This window comes from Flavobacterium agri (assembly GCF_013401995.1).
Classification (GTDB): domain Bacteria; phylum Bacteroidota; class Bacteroidia; order Flavobacteriales; family Flavobacteriaceae; genus Flavobacterium; species Flavobacterium agri.
Window position 1 is genome coordinate 38,909 of record NZ_JACBJI010000006.1, and the last position, 16,800, is coordinate 55,708.

A 16,800-nucleotide genomic window follows, 5' to 3' on the forward strand; every position below is an offset into this window, starting at 1 on the left:
AATTCTCAAAATAAAAGCTGCGTATGCGGCTTTCTTATTTCAAACTCAATAGCGCTGCAACTAATTTTCCCCAACAACCTCTCCAAATACTCACCCTACACCAACCTTGGGCATTACCACATTAAATTCCATAAATTCACCGTTCAAATACAATGGCAAGGCGTTAGACGGGGAAACGGGGAATTATTATTACGGGGCGAGGTATTACGATCCTAAATTATCGATTTGGTTGAGCGTGGATCCGTTAGTTGAACAGACGTTTGATGCGTATGGGTATTGTTATCAAAACCCGATTAATCTAACCGATCCTACTGGGATGTCTGTGGAACCTCCTACAGATTACGTAGATAAAAACGGAAAATTGTTATTGCATACGGAGGATGGTAGTAATGCTGTTATAACTGTACCTGACGATAAGTTAGATACTTTCAATTTTAGTGTCGAAAACTCAACATCCAAAGCGCTTAATTCCAAATATTGGAATTTTACAATGAAAAATTATTTGGTTGGAAACTGGAATCAAGGAATGGAAAACACCAATTCTTGGTTCAGTACTCCAGAAGCTAGAAGATTAGGAGCCCTCTATTGGCAAACAGGAGATTTTGATTATTGGCGTGCCGCAACTTCCGAACACACCTCTGCCTATCGGAAAGATATTTTAGGTTGGGGTGTTGCAATAGCAGGAGGTTTACTTGGTCTTTATGCAAATCTTCCATCTTCTACTTCTCGTACTGCCAATACAATAGCTTTTTCTAACGATCTTGCTTTAATGGGCAAAGAAGAAATTATCGATATGATAGCAACCAATGGCGGAAGAAATATCACCTCGAAACCTCTTACTAGGACTAGTGGAATAGGTGGATATCAAATCAATTTTGATGGAGTTAAAGGCGCTAATATTGTAAAAGTTCATTACGGACAAGGCTCACATAGGGCACCATACATTGAAGTAAGTGGGAGTGCGGGGACCACTAAATTCATTAATGTTAGACATATGAATTCATATGTTCCGCGTGGAGAAAAATCATCTTACGTTTTTTATAGATAAAATAATGATCGACTACAAAGCATTTTTAAAAAGTACAATTAATCCTAATCATGGTATTTCAGAATTCACCTTAGATTCCGAAATATTTCAGTACTATGGATATCTCAATGAAAAAAAAATTGAATCTTTAGAGAAAGAGTACGTCAATCAGTCTATTCAATATTATGAACTTGAAATATGGGCTAGTCTCCTTCTTTTATTTAACCAGCGAAAACTTTTAAAACATATTATAATAAAGGATAAGAATATCGTTTTTGAAAATTATTATATAGGAATGACATTTGATGAAGCGATGAGACTTCCCGTATCAGTTTATGACATTAATGATGATGAAGATTCTATTTTTCATTCCTTGTATAAAGGCATTAAGTTTAATTTGGATTTAAATGTGAAAGATGAACTTTTTATCGGCTCGATAGAAGTTTTTGATTGTGAACATAAAGGAATGTGACTAATAATGGCATTAGGAGATTTAAGGCTTTGTTTGCAATTATCCGATAAATTACACTGACTGTCTTTCTATTTTTACACCTCTCACGAACGTTTGGTTCGCTATAACCTTGACCGGTTGGATCTCGTCGAACGGCAACGAAGTCGGACAAGCTTCGGCCAACATCATGATCTTTCCGAACGGCTTGCTTTCGAAAGGCAATTCACCTTATTACTTCTTCTCGGACCATTTGGGCAGCAGCAGCTACATCGTCAACGCCGCGGGCAACGTCTCCCAGCATATGGAATACCTATCGTTCGGGGAAACGCTGGCCGAGGAACATTTAAATTCCATAAATTCGCCTTTCAAGTATAACGGCAAGGCGTTCGACGGGGAAACGGGGAATTATTATTACGGGGCGAGGTATTACGATCCGAAGCTTTCTATTTGGTTGAGTGTGGATCCGTTGGCGGAGAAGTATGTTGGTTGGTCGCCATACAATTATACTTTAAACAACCCGATTCGATTTATAGACCCTGATGGAAGAAGCGTTGATGACCCAATTTATGGCCAAAATTTTTGGGGTGCCTTAAAGCTAATAGGGGATGATGGAAAAAATGATGGGAAAATTCACATTGTTTACAACAAAGAACAGCAAAAGACTATTGAAAAACAAACAGAAGGAGGTAACAAAGCTATCGATTTATCAAAAATTGATAAAGTCACTATCAACGGAGGAAAACATACTATAAATGGGATAGTAGCCTCCACTGACGCACAGGCTAAGGAAACGTCTCCTGGAGCAGGCGATGGCGGGTTGCATGAAGAGGGTGGCGACACAAGAATTATAAATGGTGACATAACCGTTACACCATGGGTACCTGGTCCTAAAAAAACTGCTGACAAAGGTGGGGAGATACCGCCATTCAATAATGTTGGTTACCCAGAAGTAAATGAACTTTTGGATTATTGGCATGTTCATACAAGTGGTATGTTTAATGTAGGAGAAGATTTTTTATCTGGCGAAAAATTATTGCGAGGTGCTGCGCCAGGCCCTTCTCCTCGAGATTACACTGAACAAACATATATGATTAATAAAGGATATTCTCCTACAGCTATACAAGTTGACACTAGAGGTGGAAACATTGTAAACTTCTACAATGGAGGGAATGTGGTGTTTAAGCTACCTTTATATCAATTAAAACAATTAGTAAAATGATTTATAAAATTTTTAAAAGCGTCATCATTATCGGAGCTTTTTTTTCAATGAGTGAAATCTATGCACAAAAACGTGATGTTGAAATTAATTTTTTTATCAAGGACAGTCAAGTTTCAAACGTTTTGTATTATTTAGTCGACAATAATCAACACATCAAACTATTGGATTTTAGAAATGGGCAAGTTTCATTCCCAGATACAATATCTCGGAATTCCGTTGCTATTATGCTTAAGTACAAGGATCATGAAACTATTTTCCCAATTTATGATTTGTCTTCTGTGAAGAAGATCGACATTTATTTTGATAATCGCATTTTTGGGAACACTATCAAAAAAAAATTAAGAATTAATCGTTTTGGAAATCTATTCAGTAAAGAATATTATATTTTATTTTCCGACTCAGGCGATTTTTTAGTAACATATTCACCAACGAAAAATTACACTTTAGATAAGTGAAATATTGTTAGCACTTTCCTTTAAAATCCGTCATTTACAAAACACAACCATATCAGGGAAAGGAATTGAGCAATATAATAGAATCGGTGACTGTAAAAATAAGGAGCGGTGGAAAAGCAAATTCCGCATCGACACAAGAGACTGATAAGAATCTACATTCCGAAATTCTGACAAAAAATCAGAATTTCAGGATGAATTGAACAGATACAAAATGAAAACACTAATTCTTTCCTTATCCAGTTCCATATTATTACTTGGCTGCGAATCAAATACAAATAAAACGCCAACAGTTGTACACCAACGTCTTATATATGACTCACTTCACCGCCAAAAAGCATTCATAGTGAACTTGGAATCGACAATCGAGTTCAAAACGAACTCCTTAAAACATAGTGATTATGACCAGTTTTTGCTTTTAATTGACAAAGACAGCTTTGCGCTAAAGCCAGAATATAATGCTGATAAATTTTCAGATAAAAAAAGCATAATCATAAAATATCTATCTCCATTAGGTTTGACATCGGATAGATTTGAAAATCCATCTATTTCAGATAAAATTTTAAAGCACAGCCACATCATCATTAAAAAAGGAGGTATCGTTGCGCGAGATTCACTTTACAAATTAGAATCGGTTATAACCTTGCATCGAACAAGCAACATCAAAACGGAATAGTAAACTTCACGCCTTATTTTTTTGATTTTTACAAAATGGACTATCCTCTTCATTTGGTCCAAAAAAAAATAAATACGAAGAAAAGATGCACCAGTTACTATGAGATTATCGAATAAATACGTTTTTCTCATCTCTTTCTTTATTCTAATTTCCTGCAATCAACAGAACGAAATTGAACGCACGTTGACTTGCAGTAAAAATGAATACTGGAGTTATAAAGATAATCTGGGTGTTTATGGTATCTATTTTCAATTTCACGCTGACGGAACGTATGATAAATATAACAGGTATCCGGACGGCTTTGCTTTATTCAACAATGATACGGATGTAATAAGCGTCGAGCGAAATTGGCACATTCAAGGCGATACTTTATTGAAGTGGGATTCCATGACCTATAAAATAGAAAAGACATCCCGGTCGCAGATTGTCCTTTCACAAGAGCTTAAAGAGCATCCTAAACGTATCGTTACGCTTACTAAAATAAAAGACTAATAGTTGTGTATCGGGAGTTTGAAAAAATTGCAATCTTATTTGTCATCTGTCTTACTTTGTCGTGCCAGACGAAAAATGAAAGCGTGGGCAGAAATGAATTTCAAAAAAATTCAAAATAAGATATTCGAGAGTATCGCGATAAGGACGGCCATATTGAAAAGATTCTGGAATATGTCGATGTGTGTGCAAAAATATTTCGTTTCGGTTAGCGAGCCTTGGGACTATGAAAGTGCCAACGGACAAGATATAATCAAGGGGCGCATTCTTGACAAAAAGAGCAACGATTGTATAGTTTTCGAGAGCGATGACTTTACACAATTTGATGACATTAAAAGCAATATCTTAATTTTGACGCCGTGACACGAAGGATATGATTTTTCTAACTTCCAGAATACTTTAATAGCATTTAATGGCGGTATTTACTTCGGGAATACAACAAAGGTTTAAACGAAAAAGAGTTACGCGAAAACACAAAACTCATAATTATAGGGACCTTAATACGCGAAGAAAATCACTGATTTCAGAGCTAGCAAAGATTATTCACATAAATAGATGATAAAGGAGCAAAAGTCATTTGGAGTGTCTAAAAGCTTATCAGCAGTAGAATGAAGCATTGTCGCCGAAATAAGGTTTTATTCTTGTTTTCCATCATATCATGCCTCTTCGGTTGCACGAAAGCGAATGATCAATTATTAAGTCAAAACCTCTACGATAAATTGGTTGAATACCAAACTAAATTCCCAATTCCAAAGGACAACCAAAAAAATCGCATTTATATTTATCAAGCTTATTTTTGGAGAGATCATGGCGATACTATTATTGGCCTGCGCAGGTCGTCCGGCGGAATTTTAAAAAACGATGACGGGTATGGCGTTTATCGTGACCAACGTCTTTTACCAACGGTCATTTATGATGACAAAAACTTGGGCTATAATTTGATCCTCAACAAAATAAGGAGCAGGGATACCGATAAATTCTATTGGACTAAAGGAAGTCAGCCCGAAAGCTCTCCTCCCATTTTCAATTACCAACTGAAAAACAATGAACTGCGTTTGATGAGAATCGACACCATATGGTCGCGATGGGATTGAGAGTCCTATGAAATGTTTCATAGATTGGAAGTCGAGTCTATCTTTAACGAGAAGACTTTTTTGAATTGAACTCGGAAGAGCTTACATATAAAAACGCAAATCTTCTCTTTTCTGTGTCAAAGTATAAATTATTGGTCTGCCCCATTCCGGATTACATTCTTAGAAAAATGAAAAATATAGTTATTTTAATTGGAGTATTCTATATGACCGCTTCCTGCGCTAGAGATGCACAAGGTTTTGAGTTCGAAAATTTTCAGAACACTCCAATATGGGCTTTGGCAAAAGCAGTCAAGGAAAACGATGTTGAATCTATAAGAAAGTTCGCGAAACAGGAAAAAATCAATATAGATTATAAAGAGCCCAAGTATAACCAAACATTACTGGCTTTGGCTATCGTCAACCAAAAGAAAGAAGCATTTGTCGAATTATTGAAGGCGGACGCTAATCCAAATATCTTATTGGGAAGCACGATGGACTCGAGTCCATTAACGGAAGCTATTATCCATCAATCCAACTGCGACTTATTTTACATAGAAACTTTATTGCGTTTCGGTGCGGATCCGAATTTAAAGATCGCACCAAAAAGTGTGGGGTATTTCTCTAATGGCTACCCTCTTCTAACTGCGTGCAGTCACAATATCACAGAATCAGGTTCAAATTGCCTTGATGCAATCAAATTATTAGTTCGGTATGGTGCAGATATCAACTGCTGTAATCCAGTACCAGAAAATAAGGGATTATGCGAAGGTGTCCTTTATTTTTGTCTGTCATCACAGAACATGGAAGCTTTACGCTATTTCGTCGTTGATCAGAAAATAAAGATTCCTGACGTTGTTTATATTACCGGTTCAATCGATTTTGCCTCTCGGGAGAAATATAGCTTAAGTGAAATTTTGAATACGGAAGATTTTGAATTTGAAGATTTTCAGGATGAATTGGGACAACATACATTTACAAACGACAGAAAAAATAAAAATGAAATCGTACTTTATTTGAAACGGACAGGACAGCATTAAAGCTTTTTTCTTTTTTTAGTCAAGTCACCTCTTACAAATGAATGTGCAAGGCTTATGGCGAGCGAGAAGATGAGGGATTATTTGTATCGGGACTTATCGGCGTTGAAAGACGGGGTTTTCCAGAACGAACGACCGTTGTTGCAGTGGACCGCTCCGAAGGTCGCTTTGGTGGAATTGCTTTACGCTTTGCATACGGAAGGCGTGTTCAACAACGGGAGGGCGACACTTCATGAAATAGCGGGATTTATGGAAACGGCTTTCAAGATTGAATTAGGACAGTATCATCGGGTGTTCTTTGAGATACGGGCGAGAAAGAATGACCGGACGCGGTTTTGAAAACGCTGGGGTTTGGTTTGGAAAACGGGATGGATGAGGCGGATAATTAGTTAAACAATGCGACTTGATATTACTGCGGGGTAGCTATCCGAAGGTCAAATTGATTCTGCGCACGCACGTATCTTGTTATCTTGTCCGTAGAAAGCTGACGGCCCTGCGAATACGTATCAGGGTTTGATGACCTGACCCGTAACCCGGCCGAAAATGCTTTTGCGGAAGCCGTATTCGAGTTGCTTCATAGTGGTAGGCACCTCTCCGGGGAAAAAAGGGAAGTATTGGGGAGAGTCCTCTATTACCGTAGGGCTTACCGCATTAATGCGAACACCATCCGTCAATTCTATAGAGGCTGCCCTGACGAAACCATCAATCGCCCCGTTTGCTGCCGAAGCATTGGCAAAGTTAACCTGCGGTTCATGTGTAAGGGCACCGCTTATCAATGTAAAGGAACCTTTCGGATTGATGTATTTTTGGCCGATCAGTACGAGGTTGACCTGTCCCATCATTTTTCCTTCTACACCTTGTCGGAAGGTTTGGTCATTCAATTTTTCCCAAGGCCCGACAAAGGTGGGACCGGCAGTGGAAATAAGTGCGTCAAAAGGTCCGACTGCGCGAAACATGTTCCCAATGGATTCCGTCGAGTAAATGTCGGTATCGATATCCGCTCCTGTTCTCGCTACCCTTACGATTTCGTGCTCTTTACCCAGTACGTCGGACAAATATTTTCCCATGGTACCCGTGGCACCGACAATGATGATTTTCATGTGTTTAACTGTTTAATTGTTATTATCCTTGAAAGCTTCGAGGATCATTTTCTTACTTGCCGAAATGCCAGCGACGGTACCGGAGGCTACCGCGTTAGCCACCGTCCTCATCCTTGAGGTGCTGTCGCCTGAAGCGAATATGCCTTGGATACTGGTTTCCTGGAAAGCGTCGACTTTTAGATAGCCTTCGTCTGTAAGCGCACATCCCAGTTTTTCCGGAAGCTTGCTGTGTTGTTCGAAAGGTCGGGGGGAATAGATTACCTCGACCGATGTAGAGGAACTGTCTTTGAAATGAATTGCAGACACACGGCCTTCATTATGTTCAAGCCTTGCAATTTCTTTTTCTACGACGGGAATTCCATGTTGGAGCAACTGTTGCCGTTGGATTGCGGTCAATTTCGAGAAACCGTTAGTATACAAGGTAATGTCTTTCGTCCAATTGAAAATCAAGCGGGTGAAATCGAAGGCCGTATCCCCGTCGCCGAATATGGCGGTCTTTTGGTTCTTAACCTCGAACCCATGGCAATACGGGCAGTGCAATACCGAAATGCCCCAACATTCCGAAAAGCCCTCTATGTCTGGGAACATGTCGCGTATTCCTGTGGCGAAAATCAATTGCCCGGCTTTGAAGATCTTTTTATCGGCATACACCAAAAAACCGCCATCCGTTTTCATGACATCGGTAGCAAGAGCCGGGAAGAAGACGACATTGGTGTATTCCAGTACCTGATTCCTCGCTTTTGATGCAATATCGGCCGGAGTGACGCCGTCTTGGGTAAGGAAATTGTGCGAAAAGGGTGTCTGCGCGTTGCAAGGTTTGCCTGAATCTATTACCAGCACTTTTTTCAATGCCCTAGCAAGTGCCATGGCAGCGGCAAGTCCTGAGTAGCTGCCACCGACGACGATGGCATCGTATTCTTCTGTATATTCCATTCTTTTATTTTTTGATATCTGACTTAAAGGAAACGGCATGGCCGTCATCAGCATCGCTAACGAGCCTTTTTTAACGAAACCGCGCCGGGACATGCATTTCGAACCCATTAACTTTGTTGTTTACGTTGAGCCACACCGAAACGCACCAAAACCAGGTCGATTACCGGCACTGCGATAAATACCACCCATGGCACAAGCACGATGGTCAAAACAAATGTGCGTTGGTAGAGATCTAAATTGGAAAGGGCCTGGCCAAACAAGAAAAGGAACAGGGTGATCGAAGGATAGATGGCCAGCCAAATCTTTAACGAAGCCATAATTTTCATTTTTGTTTTCATGCGAATCCTCTTTACTAATTGTCCGGACAAAATTAGGATGGGCAGAATACCTGAGTGTAGGACAAAAATGCAGTAGAACAGGACTTATCTGAAATTCTGCCGGAAAAATTCGGGAGAAGTACCGGTATGTTTCCTGAAGAAGCGGATGAAATACGAAACATCGTCATATCCGAGATGGTAGGCAATCTGGTTTACCTGCATCGATGTTGCCAACAGGTTGCGCTTCGCTTCCAGCACGATGTGCTCGTTTATGATTTCTGATGGTGTGCGTCCTAACAACGACTTGGTTATAGATGAAAGCCGATATGGGGATAAGTTCAGCTTTTTTGCATAATACCCGGCCTGCTTGCGGGTGAAGATTTCGTCGTTGAGCAGATCAAGGAATTTTTCGAGTTTTTCCTGAGGATACCCATTGGCCTTCCAAGCGGTGTTGTCCTCACCTTGTTTTTGGCGCAGCAACTCAATGAAAAAAATATTAAGGCTCGCTTTTATGACCTCGTCGAATCCCGGCAGCCTTTGACTGAATTCGCTGTACATGTGCTTAAGTACTTCCTGGACTTTGCCAAATCTGTCTGACGTGACTTTGCAAAACTTTTTATGGCTCACCCGGCGAAGCAAATCTCGAATCAGGTTTTCCTGAGCATGAAACAAGGCAGGACTAAACTGAATCAAGTAACCGGTGCTTCCCGGGTAAAGATGTATCTTATGTACCTGTCCCGGCCGCATCAAAAAAACAGATCGGTCACAAACTTCGTAGGAGACAAAGTCGATTTCATGTTCGCCCGATCCCGTTTCCAAAACCAATATGTAAAAATGGTCATGCCGATGGAGCTCTTGTACCATGCTGCGCCCATTGAGAAGTTCGGCAACGTTCCTTATGCCGAAACTTCCGGATAAGGCAGGTTCTTTTGTACTATCGAGATGCCTTACGGGTATCGGCTCCATGACTTACGCTTCTTATTATCAAAATTCGGAAAAAATACGTCTTGGTGATGCGTTATATAATTTTTGTATTGATTACGGCAGCCTTTTGGCGATCCTAAACGTCAAATTGATTCTCGGCAATACCTTTCGTGCCGTTTTCGGGACTTCATGTTGCCAATAAGTATTGGTAGTACCGGACATGAGTAGAAATGAACCATGATGTAACGGAATTTCGACCTGCGGGATGTCTTTTCGTACTTTATGGCGCAAGCGGAACATGCGCGTCTCACCAAACGTTACCGAGGCGATTGTCGGGTCTTTCCCGATGGTGTATTCGCGGTCACTGTGCCAGGAAACACCGTCCCGACCGTTCCTGTATAGGTTAAGGAGCACACTGTTGAACTTGACGCCGGTATTTTCTTCGACGCGTTTGCGTATCTCAAGCAATGCAGGCGTCCATTCGAGTGCGTCGGGAGCCGCACCGCTGTTTTCCTTGTCTTCGTACCAGGCGACCATCCGCGGGACTTTTACGGTCTTGTCGTAGATTTCCATCTCGAATTCCCGCCAGGGCGTTTGATTGAGCAGTATGTCGTAATAAAAGTCGGCCTCCTCTTTGGTAAAAAAGGCATCCCGCAGCGTGACCTCGGCATCGGGCAGGTCAAATTCTTTATAATGGTCGGTGCCGGATGCAAACAGGTCGGTGTCGTTAAAAAGCGTCATCGTTTCGTTCTTTCTTATGTTATTGTCGTTACCTGAAATTCCTTCCTTTGTAAAAGACCTCCTCGGTATTCTTTTCATCGGAACGGGAAAGGGTCGATACGGCCGATTCTGCCTTTTGATTTTCGACCATGCCCCTTAAAAGATGGGAAAGGTTGAAGCAGCCGTCGGCAACCACGTGTATGACTTCGCCTTGTACCTGCAGCCTGCCTTCTACCATCAACAGCCGTGCCCGGATGATGTCGCGGCGGTGTTTTTCGAATACTTTTTCCCAAACGACGATATTGGCGAAATTGCTTTCGTCCTCGATCGTGACAAAAAGAACACCTTTAGCGGTGCCCGGACGTTGCCGCACCGTAATCAGCCCCGCTACTTTGACGGTATCGCCATTCTTCATTTGGGCCAGTTTTGCCGTAGGCGTGATGCCCAGGCTATCCAACTGTTTTCGGACAAAGCTTACGGGGTGTGCTTTAATCGATAAGCCTGTGGCAGCGTAATCTTCGACCACGTGTGCGGCATCGGTCATCAGCGGCAATCGGAGTTGTGGCTCATCGACGCTTTGGGAGGATTGGCCTTTAAATAAACCGATCGGGCTGTCGGATAAGGCAGATACTTCCCACAAGGCCTGACGCCTGTCGAGTCCGATGGAACGGAACGCGTCGGCATCGGCCAGTTTCTCCAAAGCAGCTATCGACACTCCTGCATCGAGCAAGGAATTGATGTGCCGGAACGGTTTTTTGCGTGCCTCCAGTAAGCATTGCATGCTTTCGGCCGACAATCCTTTTACCTGCCTGAATCCGAGACGAAGCACGTGATATTTACCTGATTTTTCTTCGAGTGTGTTGTCCCAATACGAATGATTGATATCTACCGCCGTTACTTCTACTCCGTGCTTACGCGCGTCGATGACGACCTGTGCCGGTTGGTAGAATCCCATGGGCATACTGTTCAGCAACGCGGCGGCAAACACGTCGGGATAATGGCATTTGATCCAGGATGACACGTAGACCAGCAAAGCGAAACTTGCCGCATGGCTTTCGGGAAAACCGTAAGACCCGAAACCTTCGAGCTGTCGGAACACCCGCTTGGCGAAATCTTCCTGATAGCCTTTGGCCATCATGCCTTCGACGAGTTTCTTTTCCCAATCACTGACTTTTCCTTTGGCCTTGAATGTGGCCATGCTGCGGCGTAACCCATCGGCTTCGGCCGGCGTGAAACCCGCGGCCACGATCGCGATTTCCATGGCCTGCTCCTGGAATAAGGGTACACCGAGCGTACGGCCCAAAATTTCACGAAGTTCTTCGGATGGGAACTCCACAGGATCGATGCCGTCGCGCCTTCTCAGGTAAGGATGTACCATATCTCCTTGTATCGGCCCGGGACGTACTATTGCGACCTCGATCACCAAATCGTAGAAACATCTCGGTTTGAGCCGTGGCAACATCGACATCTGGGCGCGGCTTTCGATCTGGAATACGCCCAAGGTATCGGCATGGCTGATCATCTCGTACACTTCAGGCTCGTCCTGCGGAATGTTGGCCAGCGTCAGGTCCAACCCATAATGCACTTTGCACAGGTCGAATGCCTTACGGATACAGGTAAGCATCCCGAGGGCGAGCACATCCACTTTGAGAAAACCGAGCGCCTCGATGTCGTCCTTGTTCCACTCGATGTTGGTGCGGTCTTCCATGCGGGCGTTCAGGATCGGGCACAAATCGGAAAGCTTGTCCTGTGTGATGATAAATCCTCCGGTATGCTGGCCCAACTGCCGTGGGAAACCAACATACTGTCGGGTTAACTCGAGTACTTTCATCAGATGCGGGTCGGACGGGTCGAAACCTTCGGAGGAAACGCGGTCACCGTCTATCCATTCGTCTGTGAATTCCCAAACCGACCCGGCAAGACGGTCGACCGCATCGGCCGATAAGCCCATAGCCTTTGCCACATCGCGTATCGCTCCTTTTTGGTGTACCTGCGTGACCGTCGCCACGATCGCGGCACGATCGCGTCCGTACTTTTCGTAAATGTATTGGATGACTTCTTCCCGTCTTTCGTGTTCGAAATCGACATCTATGTCGGGCGGCTCGTCACGCGCATCGGACATGAAGCGCGCGAACAGTACCTTGAATTTGGACGGGTCTACCGAGGTGATGCCCAAGCAATAGCAAACCACGGAATTCGCGGCCGATCCCCTGCCCTGGCACAAAATATCCCTGCTCCTTGCGAAGCGGACAAAATCGTACACGGTAAGGAAATAGGCAGCATAGTCTTTGCGCGCCATGAACTCGAGCTCGTAACGGATGGTCTCGGCAATTTTTTCGGGGATGTTTCCGCCAAACCTTTCATTGGCACCCTGCCAGGTGAGCATTTCCAATTCCTGTTGGGGCGTGCGGTCGCCTGAAGTGATTTCTTTCGGATAAACATATTCGAGACTGTCGAGCGAAAATCGGCAGGCATCAGCAATTTCGAGGGTAGTGCGCAACGCTTCGGGAAATCGGCGAAACAAACGCTCCATCTCGCCTGCGGGTTTCAGGTAGCGTTCGGCATTCTGGTACAGCTTAAATCCAGCTGCCTGTATGGTGCATTTTTCACGTATGCAGGTCAGTACGTCCTGTAGTTGCCGGCGTTCGGGAACATGGTAATGTATATCGTTCGTGGCCGCGAGCGGGATATCGAACGATCGGGACAACTGGCCGAGGCGGTGCAAGCGCTTGTTGTCATTGGCTTGGTAGGAACGGTTTGCTCCCAAATAAAGGTTTTTGCCCAATCTCCTGCGGTATTCACGCAATCCGAATTTGAATTTATTCTCGAAATCGAATGCTTCGTCGAGCGAAAACGGTGCGATGGCGATGAATTTCATTCCTTCGGCATGGGCGTACACGTCGGATTTATACAGGTGGCATTGTCCTTTTTCCGCGCGTAGATTACCTGTTGACAGTAAGGCCGATAATCGGGCATAAGACTCCTTATCAGTAGGATATGCCAACAAAGGCGGACCGTCGAGCAATTCGAGGCGGCATCCGACGATAAGGCGCAGACCTGCTTTTTTTGCTGCGACATGTGCCCGGACGACGCCCGCAAGCGTATTCCGGTCGGTGACGGCAATTTCATTATAGCCCAACGCTACAGCCTGATCCACGAATTCTTCGGGATGCGAGCCGCCGCGCAGGAAGCTGAAATTGGTCGTGACTTGTAATTCTACGTATGTCATGCGAAAAATCCGTGAATGAACCATTCTGGCCTGCCGGCATCGTACGGGCCGGAACGGAAAAGCCAATAGCGTGCGCCGCTTTCGTCCTCGACGCAATAGTAATCACGGTAGAGACCGTCGGCCAGCCACCACTCCTGTTCGATTCGTTCCGGCCCGTCGGACTTGGCGACATGATGGGTCTTGCCCTTGTAGCGGAACAACATCGGCGGATAATCGGGAAGCACGGCCGTTACTTCTATGGTTTCGGGACGGGATAATAAATGGATGGGCCGCGGCCAGTCTGTGCGCCATGGCGTGACGGGCTTTTCCCAAAGAGGCATTGCCTTCTTAACGGCCCGCTCGGGCCAATATTGTTCGGCCGGCAGGTATCGGCTTACTGATTCTCGCCCTGCCTTTGCCATTACCTTATCTAGCAGTTCACCTATTTTCGCATCGTTCTGTGATGCGGCGTTCCAGATAGCCGCCTGCTCGTCTGTAACCGGTTCCACATCGGTTGCTTCCAATACAAACAATTCGAAACCAAGATCGGGGCGTAGTGTCGCAATCTTATGTTCGAAAAGCTTAAATAAATGATTTGGGTTACGCGAAGGAAGATTGGTCCCGATTTCCAAATGCTGCACATCGCCATCAATGCGATAGGCTCTGAATATCCCTTGCCGCAAGCCCATGCCGTCTGTAGCCAACTGTTGGCAAAGGATTTCCAGTAAATTTCTCAAGGCGATGGTTATGCCTGCTGCAGTAGCAATCGGCTCCATGCTGCAAAGCCGTTCGCGATAAGGCTCTATTGGCTCTACAGGTATCACGAACTCCATTTCTTGCCCCAATGCCTGCCCGATACGCAACGGCAATGCCGCACCGAAACGCCTTCGCAGTACCGAAGGAGGCATGTCGATGAAATCACCGATCCGCTTGAGCCCCAATTTGCGCAGGCGCTCCAGTACCGAAGCTTCCAAACGCAAGGCCTCGGGTGACAAATCGAGCAGGATTTCCTTTTGCTTTCCGGGTTTTACGATACAGCGGGGATTCGCAAACCGGGTCGCCGCCCATGCCGCACCGATCGTATCGGCCATGGCGCAACGTACGGTATATCCGTAACCACCCAGCTTGGCCTCGATGCTTTCCAAATATTCTTTTTCGCCTCCCCACAGATGTGTACATCCTGTAGTGTCCAGGATGAGCCCGTCGGGCAGGTCAACAGAAGAGAAAGGTGTGTAGCGGATGCTCCATTCCGCCAATGCCTGTATAATCTTCTCGCCTTTGCCCGACTCGGATTCGAGCACTCTCAGGTCGGGAAATATCGCTTTACAGTCGGCCACGACCATCCCAACGTGGATGCCTTTGGCTTTCGCGGGTGCATTGACCGCGTCGATCACCATACGACCGCGTTGGCGCGAAGCCAATACCACGGGCCCGTCACGAAGTTCAGGCCGCTTCCTGGTGACGGATTCCGCAAGCAGGTAAGGAAACCATATCGAAGCATATCTTGGCATTATCCGACGTTCCTTTCCTGTTGTGGAACAATGTGTTTTTCTATAATCGGGGCAAAATTATTGCCCGACCAACTTACCTGCCACGAATCCGGTTTGCCGTTCCTTACTTTAAGCAGTTGTATATCCCAACAGGAATGTCCCATTCCCGGCAAGCCATCTACTGTGTTGCCTGGCAATGCGGTTATTTTCCAACGCGCGGTACAGGCGACGATGTTTTCTGCCTGCGGTCGATAGCGGTGGATAAATCCCGGGACGCCGCTTCGTTCTACCGCCAGTTGAAGCCGACGGGATTCGGTGAAGCCAAGCTCCTTGATTTCTCCGACTACGGCGGAAAGCGCTTCGCATTTGAGGGCTTCCTCTATAATCCAAAGCGCGAGTTTCGCGGTGGGTGCGTCGATGAATACGATGCGGTCGGGTTTCAGGCCGAAATGTCCCAGCCCTGAAGGATAAATTTTCGTGCCGTTCCCTATCCACAAGCAAAGGCTGCCCTCCTGCATAAACTTACCGACGAGCGCCGTCATAAAGCCACTTGTGGAAGCGGCATCGGAGGGTTCGTAACTGATGAACTCATGGATGGCTGCCATAGGAAAAACACCGCCCGGGAAAGCAGAACCGAACGGTGACAGGGCGTTTCTTTGTTGTCTTTCGCTTCTTTTTCCGAGACCTTGCATGGCATCAATCTTCGACTGGAGCTGCCTCGCCATTTCCCTTTTCACTTCTGCCTCCATTTTCCTGTTGTCATATACCGCAAAATTATTTAGTTTTGTTGTTGTAATTTACAACATTAACAATGTCTATTTTTTCCGATAACCTACGCTACCTCCGCGAAAGCCGCAACGAGAGCCAACAGAAGACGGCCGAAGCCCTGGATATCAAACGCGGGCGATATGAACCGTATGAAAGCGGCAAGGTGGAACCTCCTTATGAAATGTTGGTCAGACTCTCGCGCTTTTACGGTATCAGTATCGACCTGCTTCTTACTGTAGACTTACGTAAATATGATATCGAGGATATGTTGCGCCTTGCCGATAACCGCATCGTATTGCCGATTGCCGTTGACCAGCATGGGGAAAACCTCATCGAGGTCGTCCCGCACAAGGCTAGGCTGGGTTATGCCAGCGGGTATGCCGACCCTGAGTTCATCGAGAGTCTCCAGACCCTTTCGCTGCCTTTTTTGCGAAACGGGAAATTCAGGGCCTTTCCGGCCAGCGGGGACTCGATGCCTCCGCATAGGGACAGTTCATATATCATCGGCAAGCATCTCGAAAATCTCGGGGACGTGAGCGACGGAAAAACCTATATCCTGGTCACGAAAAACGATGGTATCGTCTATAAGCGATTGAGTCGAAACGCCAACTCGTCGTTTACCGCCAGTTCGGACAACATCGTTTATGCTCCGTATGTCGTGGAGTACCGGGAAATTTTGGAAGTATGGGAATTTGTGTGCAGCATCGAGACGGAGGCTTTTGCTCCTGATGACGTTGACGTTGAAACGGTAAGGGGTATGTTTCAGGAGTTGAGGAAGGAGATTAGGGGTTTGCGGGGGTGACGTTAACGGTTACCGTCACAATCCGTCGTCTTCATCGCCTGCCATACTCCCGATAATCCCGCCGGGAAAAGGCATGAAAAGAGGAAAACGGATGCGGCCAGCCCGCATAAGGCAATT

Annotated in this window: 17 protein-coding genes and 1 pseudogene; 10 read left to right on the plus strand and 8 right to left on the minus strand. The window is 45.1% G+C overall.

Annotated features, from left to right (window positions below; all coding sequences use genetic code 11):
• Positions 1-106: 106 nt before the first annotated feature.
• The 9 genes and pseudogenes from HZF10_RS13480 to HZF10_RS13520 form a co-directional block, all read left to right on the plus strand.
• A complete protein-coding gene (locus tag HZF10_RS13480; RefSeq protein WP_176006747.1) occupies positions 107-1,048 on the plus strand; it encodes an RHS repeat-associated core domain-containing protein in 942 nt (313 codons plus the stop codon).
• A gap of 4 nt (positions 1,049-1,052) precedes the next feature.
• Positions 1,053-1,499 carry a hypothetical protein gene (locus tag HZF10_RS13485; RefSeq protein WP_176006748.1) on the plus strand — a complete coding sequence of 149 codons (447 nt, stop codon included), beginning with the start codon at positions 1,053-1,055 and terminating at the stop codon, positions 1,497-1,499.
• A 109-nt stretch (positions 1,500-1,608) separates the two neighbouring features.
• On the plus strand, positions 1,609-2,697 hold the full coding sequence (locus HZF10_RS13490; protein WP_246282597.1) for an RHS repeat domain-containing protein: 1,089 nt from the start codon (positions 1,609-1,611) through the stop codon (positions 2,695-2,697).
• On the plus strand, positions 2,694-3,152 hold the full coding sequence (locus HZF10_RS13495) for a hypothetical protein (RefSeq protein ID WP_176006749.1): 459 nt from the start codon (positions 2,694-2,696) through the stop codon (positions 3,150-3,152). Before HZF10_RS13490 ends, HZF10_RS13495 begins: the two co-directional genes overlap by 4 nt.
• 211 nt (positions 3,153-3,363) lie before the next feature.
• Entirely contained in the window at positions 3,364-3,825 is a 462-nt protein-coding gene (locus HZF10_RS13500; protein ID WP_176006750.1) for a hypothetical protein, read from the plus strand.
• 567 nt (positions 3,826-4,392) lie between these two features.
• Entirely contained in the window at positions 4,393-4,677 is a 285-nt protein-coding gene (locus HZF10_RS13505) for a hypothetical protein (RefSeq protein ID WP_176006751.1), read from the plus strand.
• A gap of 245 nt (positions 4,678-4,922) precedes the next feature.
• Positions 4,923-5,408 carry a hypothetical protein gene (locus tag HZF10_RS13510; protein ID WP_176006752.1) on the plus strand — a complete coding sequence of 162 codons (486 nt, stop codon included), beginning with the start codon at positions 4,923-4,925 and terminating at the stop codon, positions 5,406-5,408.
• Positions 5,409-5,575: 167 nt separating this feature from the next.
• Entirely contained in the window at positions 5,576-6,424 is an 849-nt protein-coding gene (locus HZF10_RS13515) for an ankyrin repeat domain-containing protein (protein WP_176006753.1), read from the plus strand.
• Positions 6,425-6,472: 48 nt separating this feature from the next.
• Positions 6,473-6,760, plus strand: a pseudogene (locus HZF10_RS13520) (RteC domain-containing protein); the annotation flags it as partial.
• Positions 6,761-6,927: 167 nt separating this feature from the next.
• On the opposite strand, the gene HZF10_RS13525 reads toward HZF10_RS13520, so the two are convergent.
• The 8 genes from HZF10_RS13525 to HZF10_RS13560 all read right to left on the minus strand — a co-directional run bounded on the left by HZF10_RS13525 (position 6,928) and on the right by HZF10_RS13560 (position 15,862).
• Positions 6,928-7,521, minus strand: coding sequence for a short chain dehydrogenase (locus HZF10_RS13525; protein ID WP_176006755.1), 594 nt, complete (start codon positions 7,519-7,521; stop codon positions 6,928-6,930).
• A gap of 12 nt (positions 7,522-7,533) precedes the next feature.
• The gene (locus HZF10_RS13530; RefSeq protein WP_176006756.1) at positions 7,534-8,454 is read right to left on the minus strand and encodes an NAD(P)/FAD-dependent oxidoreductase; all 921 of its coding nucleotides are present in this window, start codon (positions 8,452-8,454) and stop codon (positions 7,534-7,536) included.
• A 107-nt stretch (positions 8,455-8,561) separates the two neighbouring features.
• Positions 8,562-8,792, minus strand: coding sequence for a putative antibiotic biosynthesis monooxygenase (locus HZF10_RS13535; protein ID WP_176006757.1), 231 nt, complete (start codon positions 8,790-8,792; stop codon positions 8,562-8,564).
• Positions 8,793-8,876: 84 nt separating this feature from the next.
• Positions 8,877-9,737: an AraC family transcriptional regulator gene (locus HZF10_RS13540; RefSeq protein WP_176006758.1), complete on the minus strand. Its 861-nt coding sequence runs from the start codon at positions 9,735-9,737 to the stop codon at positions 8,877-8,879.
• Positions 9,738-9,809: 72 nt separating this feature from the next.
• Entirely contained in the window at positions 9,810-10,436 is a 627-nt protein-coding gene (locus HZF10_RS13545) for an alpha-ketoglutarate-dependent dioxygenase AlkB family protein (RefSeq protein WP_176006759.1), read from the minus strand.
• Between the two features lie 28 nt (positions 10,437-10,464).
• Positions 10,465-13,644: an error-prone DNA polymerase gene (locus tag HZF10_RS13550; RefSeq protein ID WP_176006760.1), complete on the minus strand. Its 3,180-nt coding sequence runs from the start codon at positions 13,642-13,644 to the stop codon at positions 10,465-10,467.
• Positions 13,641-15,134, minus strand: coding sequence for a Y-family DNA polymerase (locus HZF10_RS13555; RefSeq protein WP_176006761.1), 1,494 nt, complete (start codon positions 15,132-15,134; stop codon positions 13,641-13,643). Before HZF10_RS13555 ends, HZF10_RS13550 begins: the two co-directional genes overlap by 4 nt.
• Positions 15,134-15,862, minus strand: a complete 729-nt coding sequence (locus HZF10_RS13560) for an ImuA family protein (protein ID WP_176006762.1) — start codon at positions 15,860-15,862, stop codon at positions 15,134-15,136. Before HZF10_RS13560 ends, HZF10_RS13555 begins: the two co-directional genes overlap by 1 nt.
• Positions 15,863-15,924: 62 nt before the next feature.
• On the opposite strand from HZF10_RS13560, the gene HZF10_RS13565 reads away from it, so the two are divergent.
• Positions 15,925-16,683 (plus strand): XRE family transcriptional regulator, encoded by a 759-nt coding sequence (locus HZF10_RS13565; RefSeq protein ID WP_176006763.1) that lies wholly within the window; start codon positions 15,925-15,927, stop codon positions 16,681-16,683.
• The last annotated feature ends 117 nt before the right edge of the window (positions 16,684-16,800 follow it).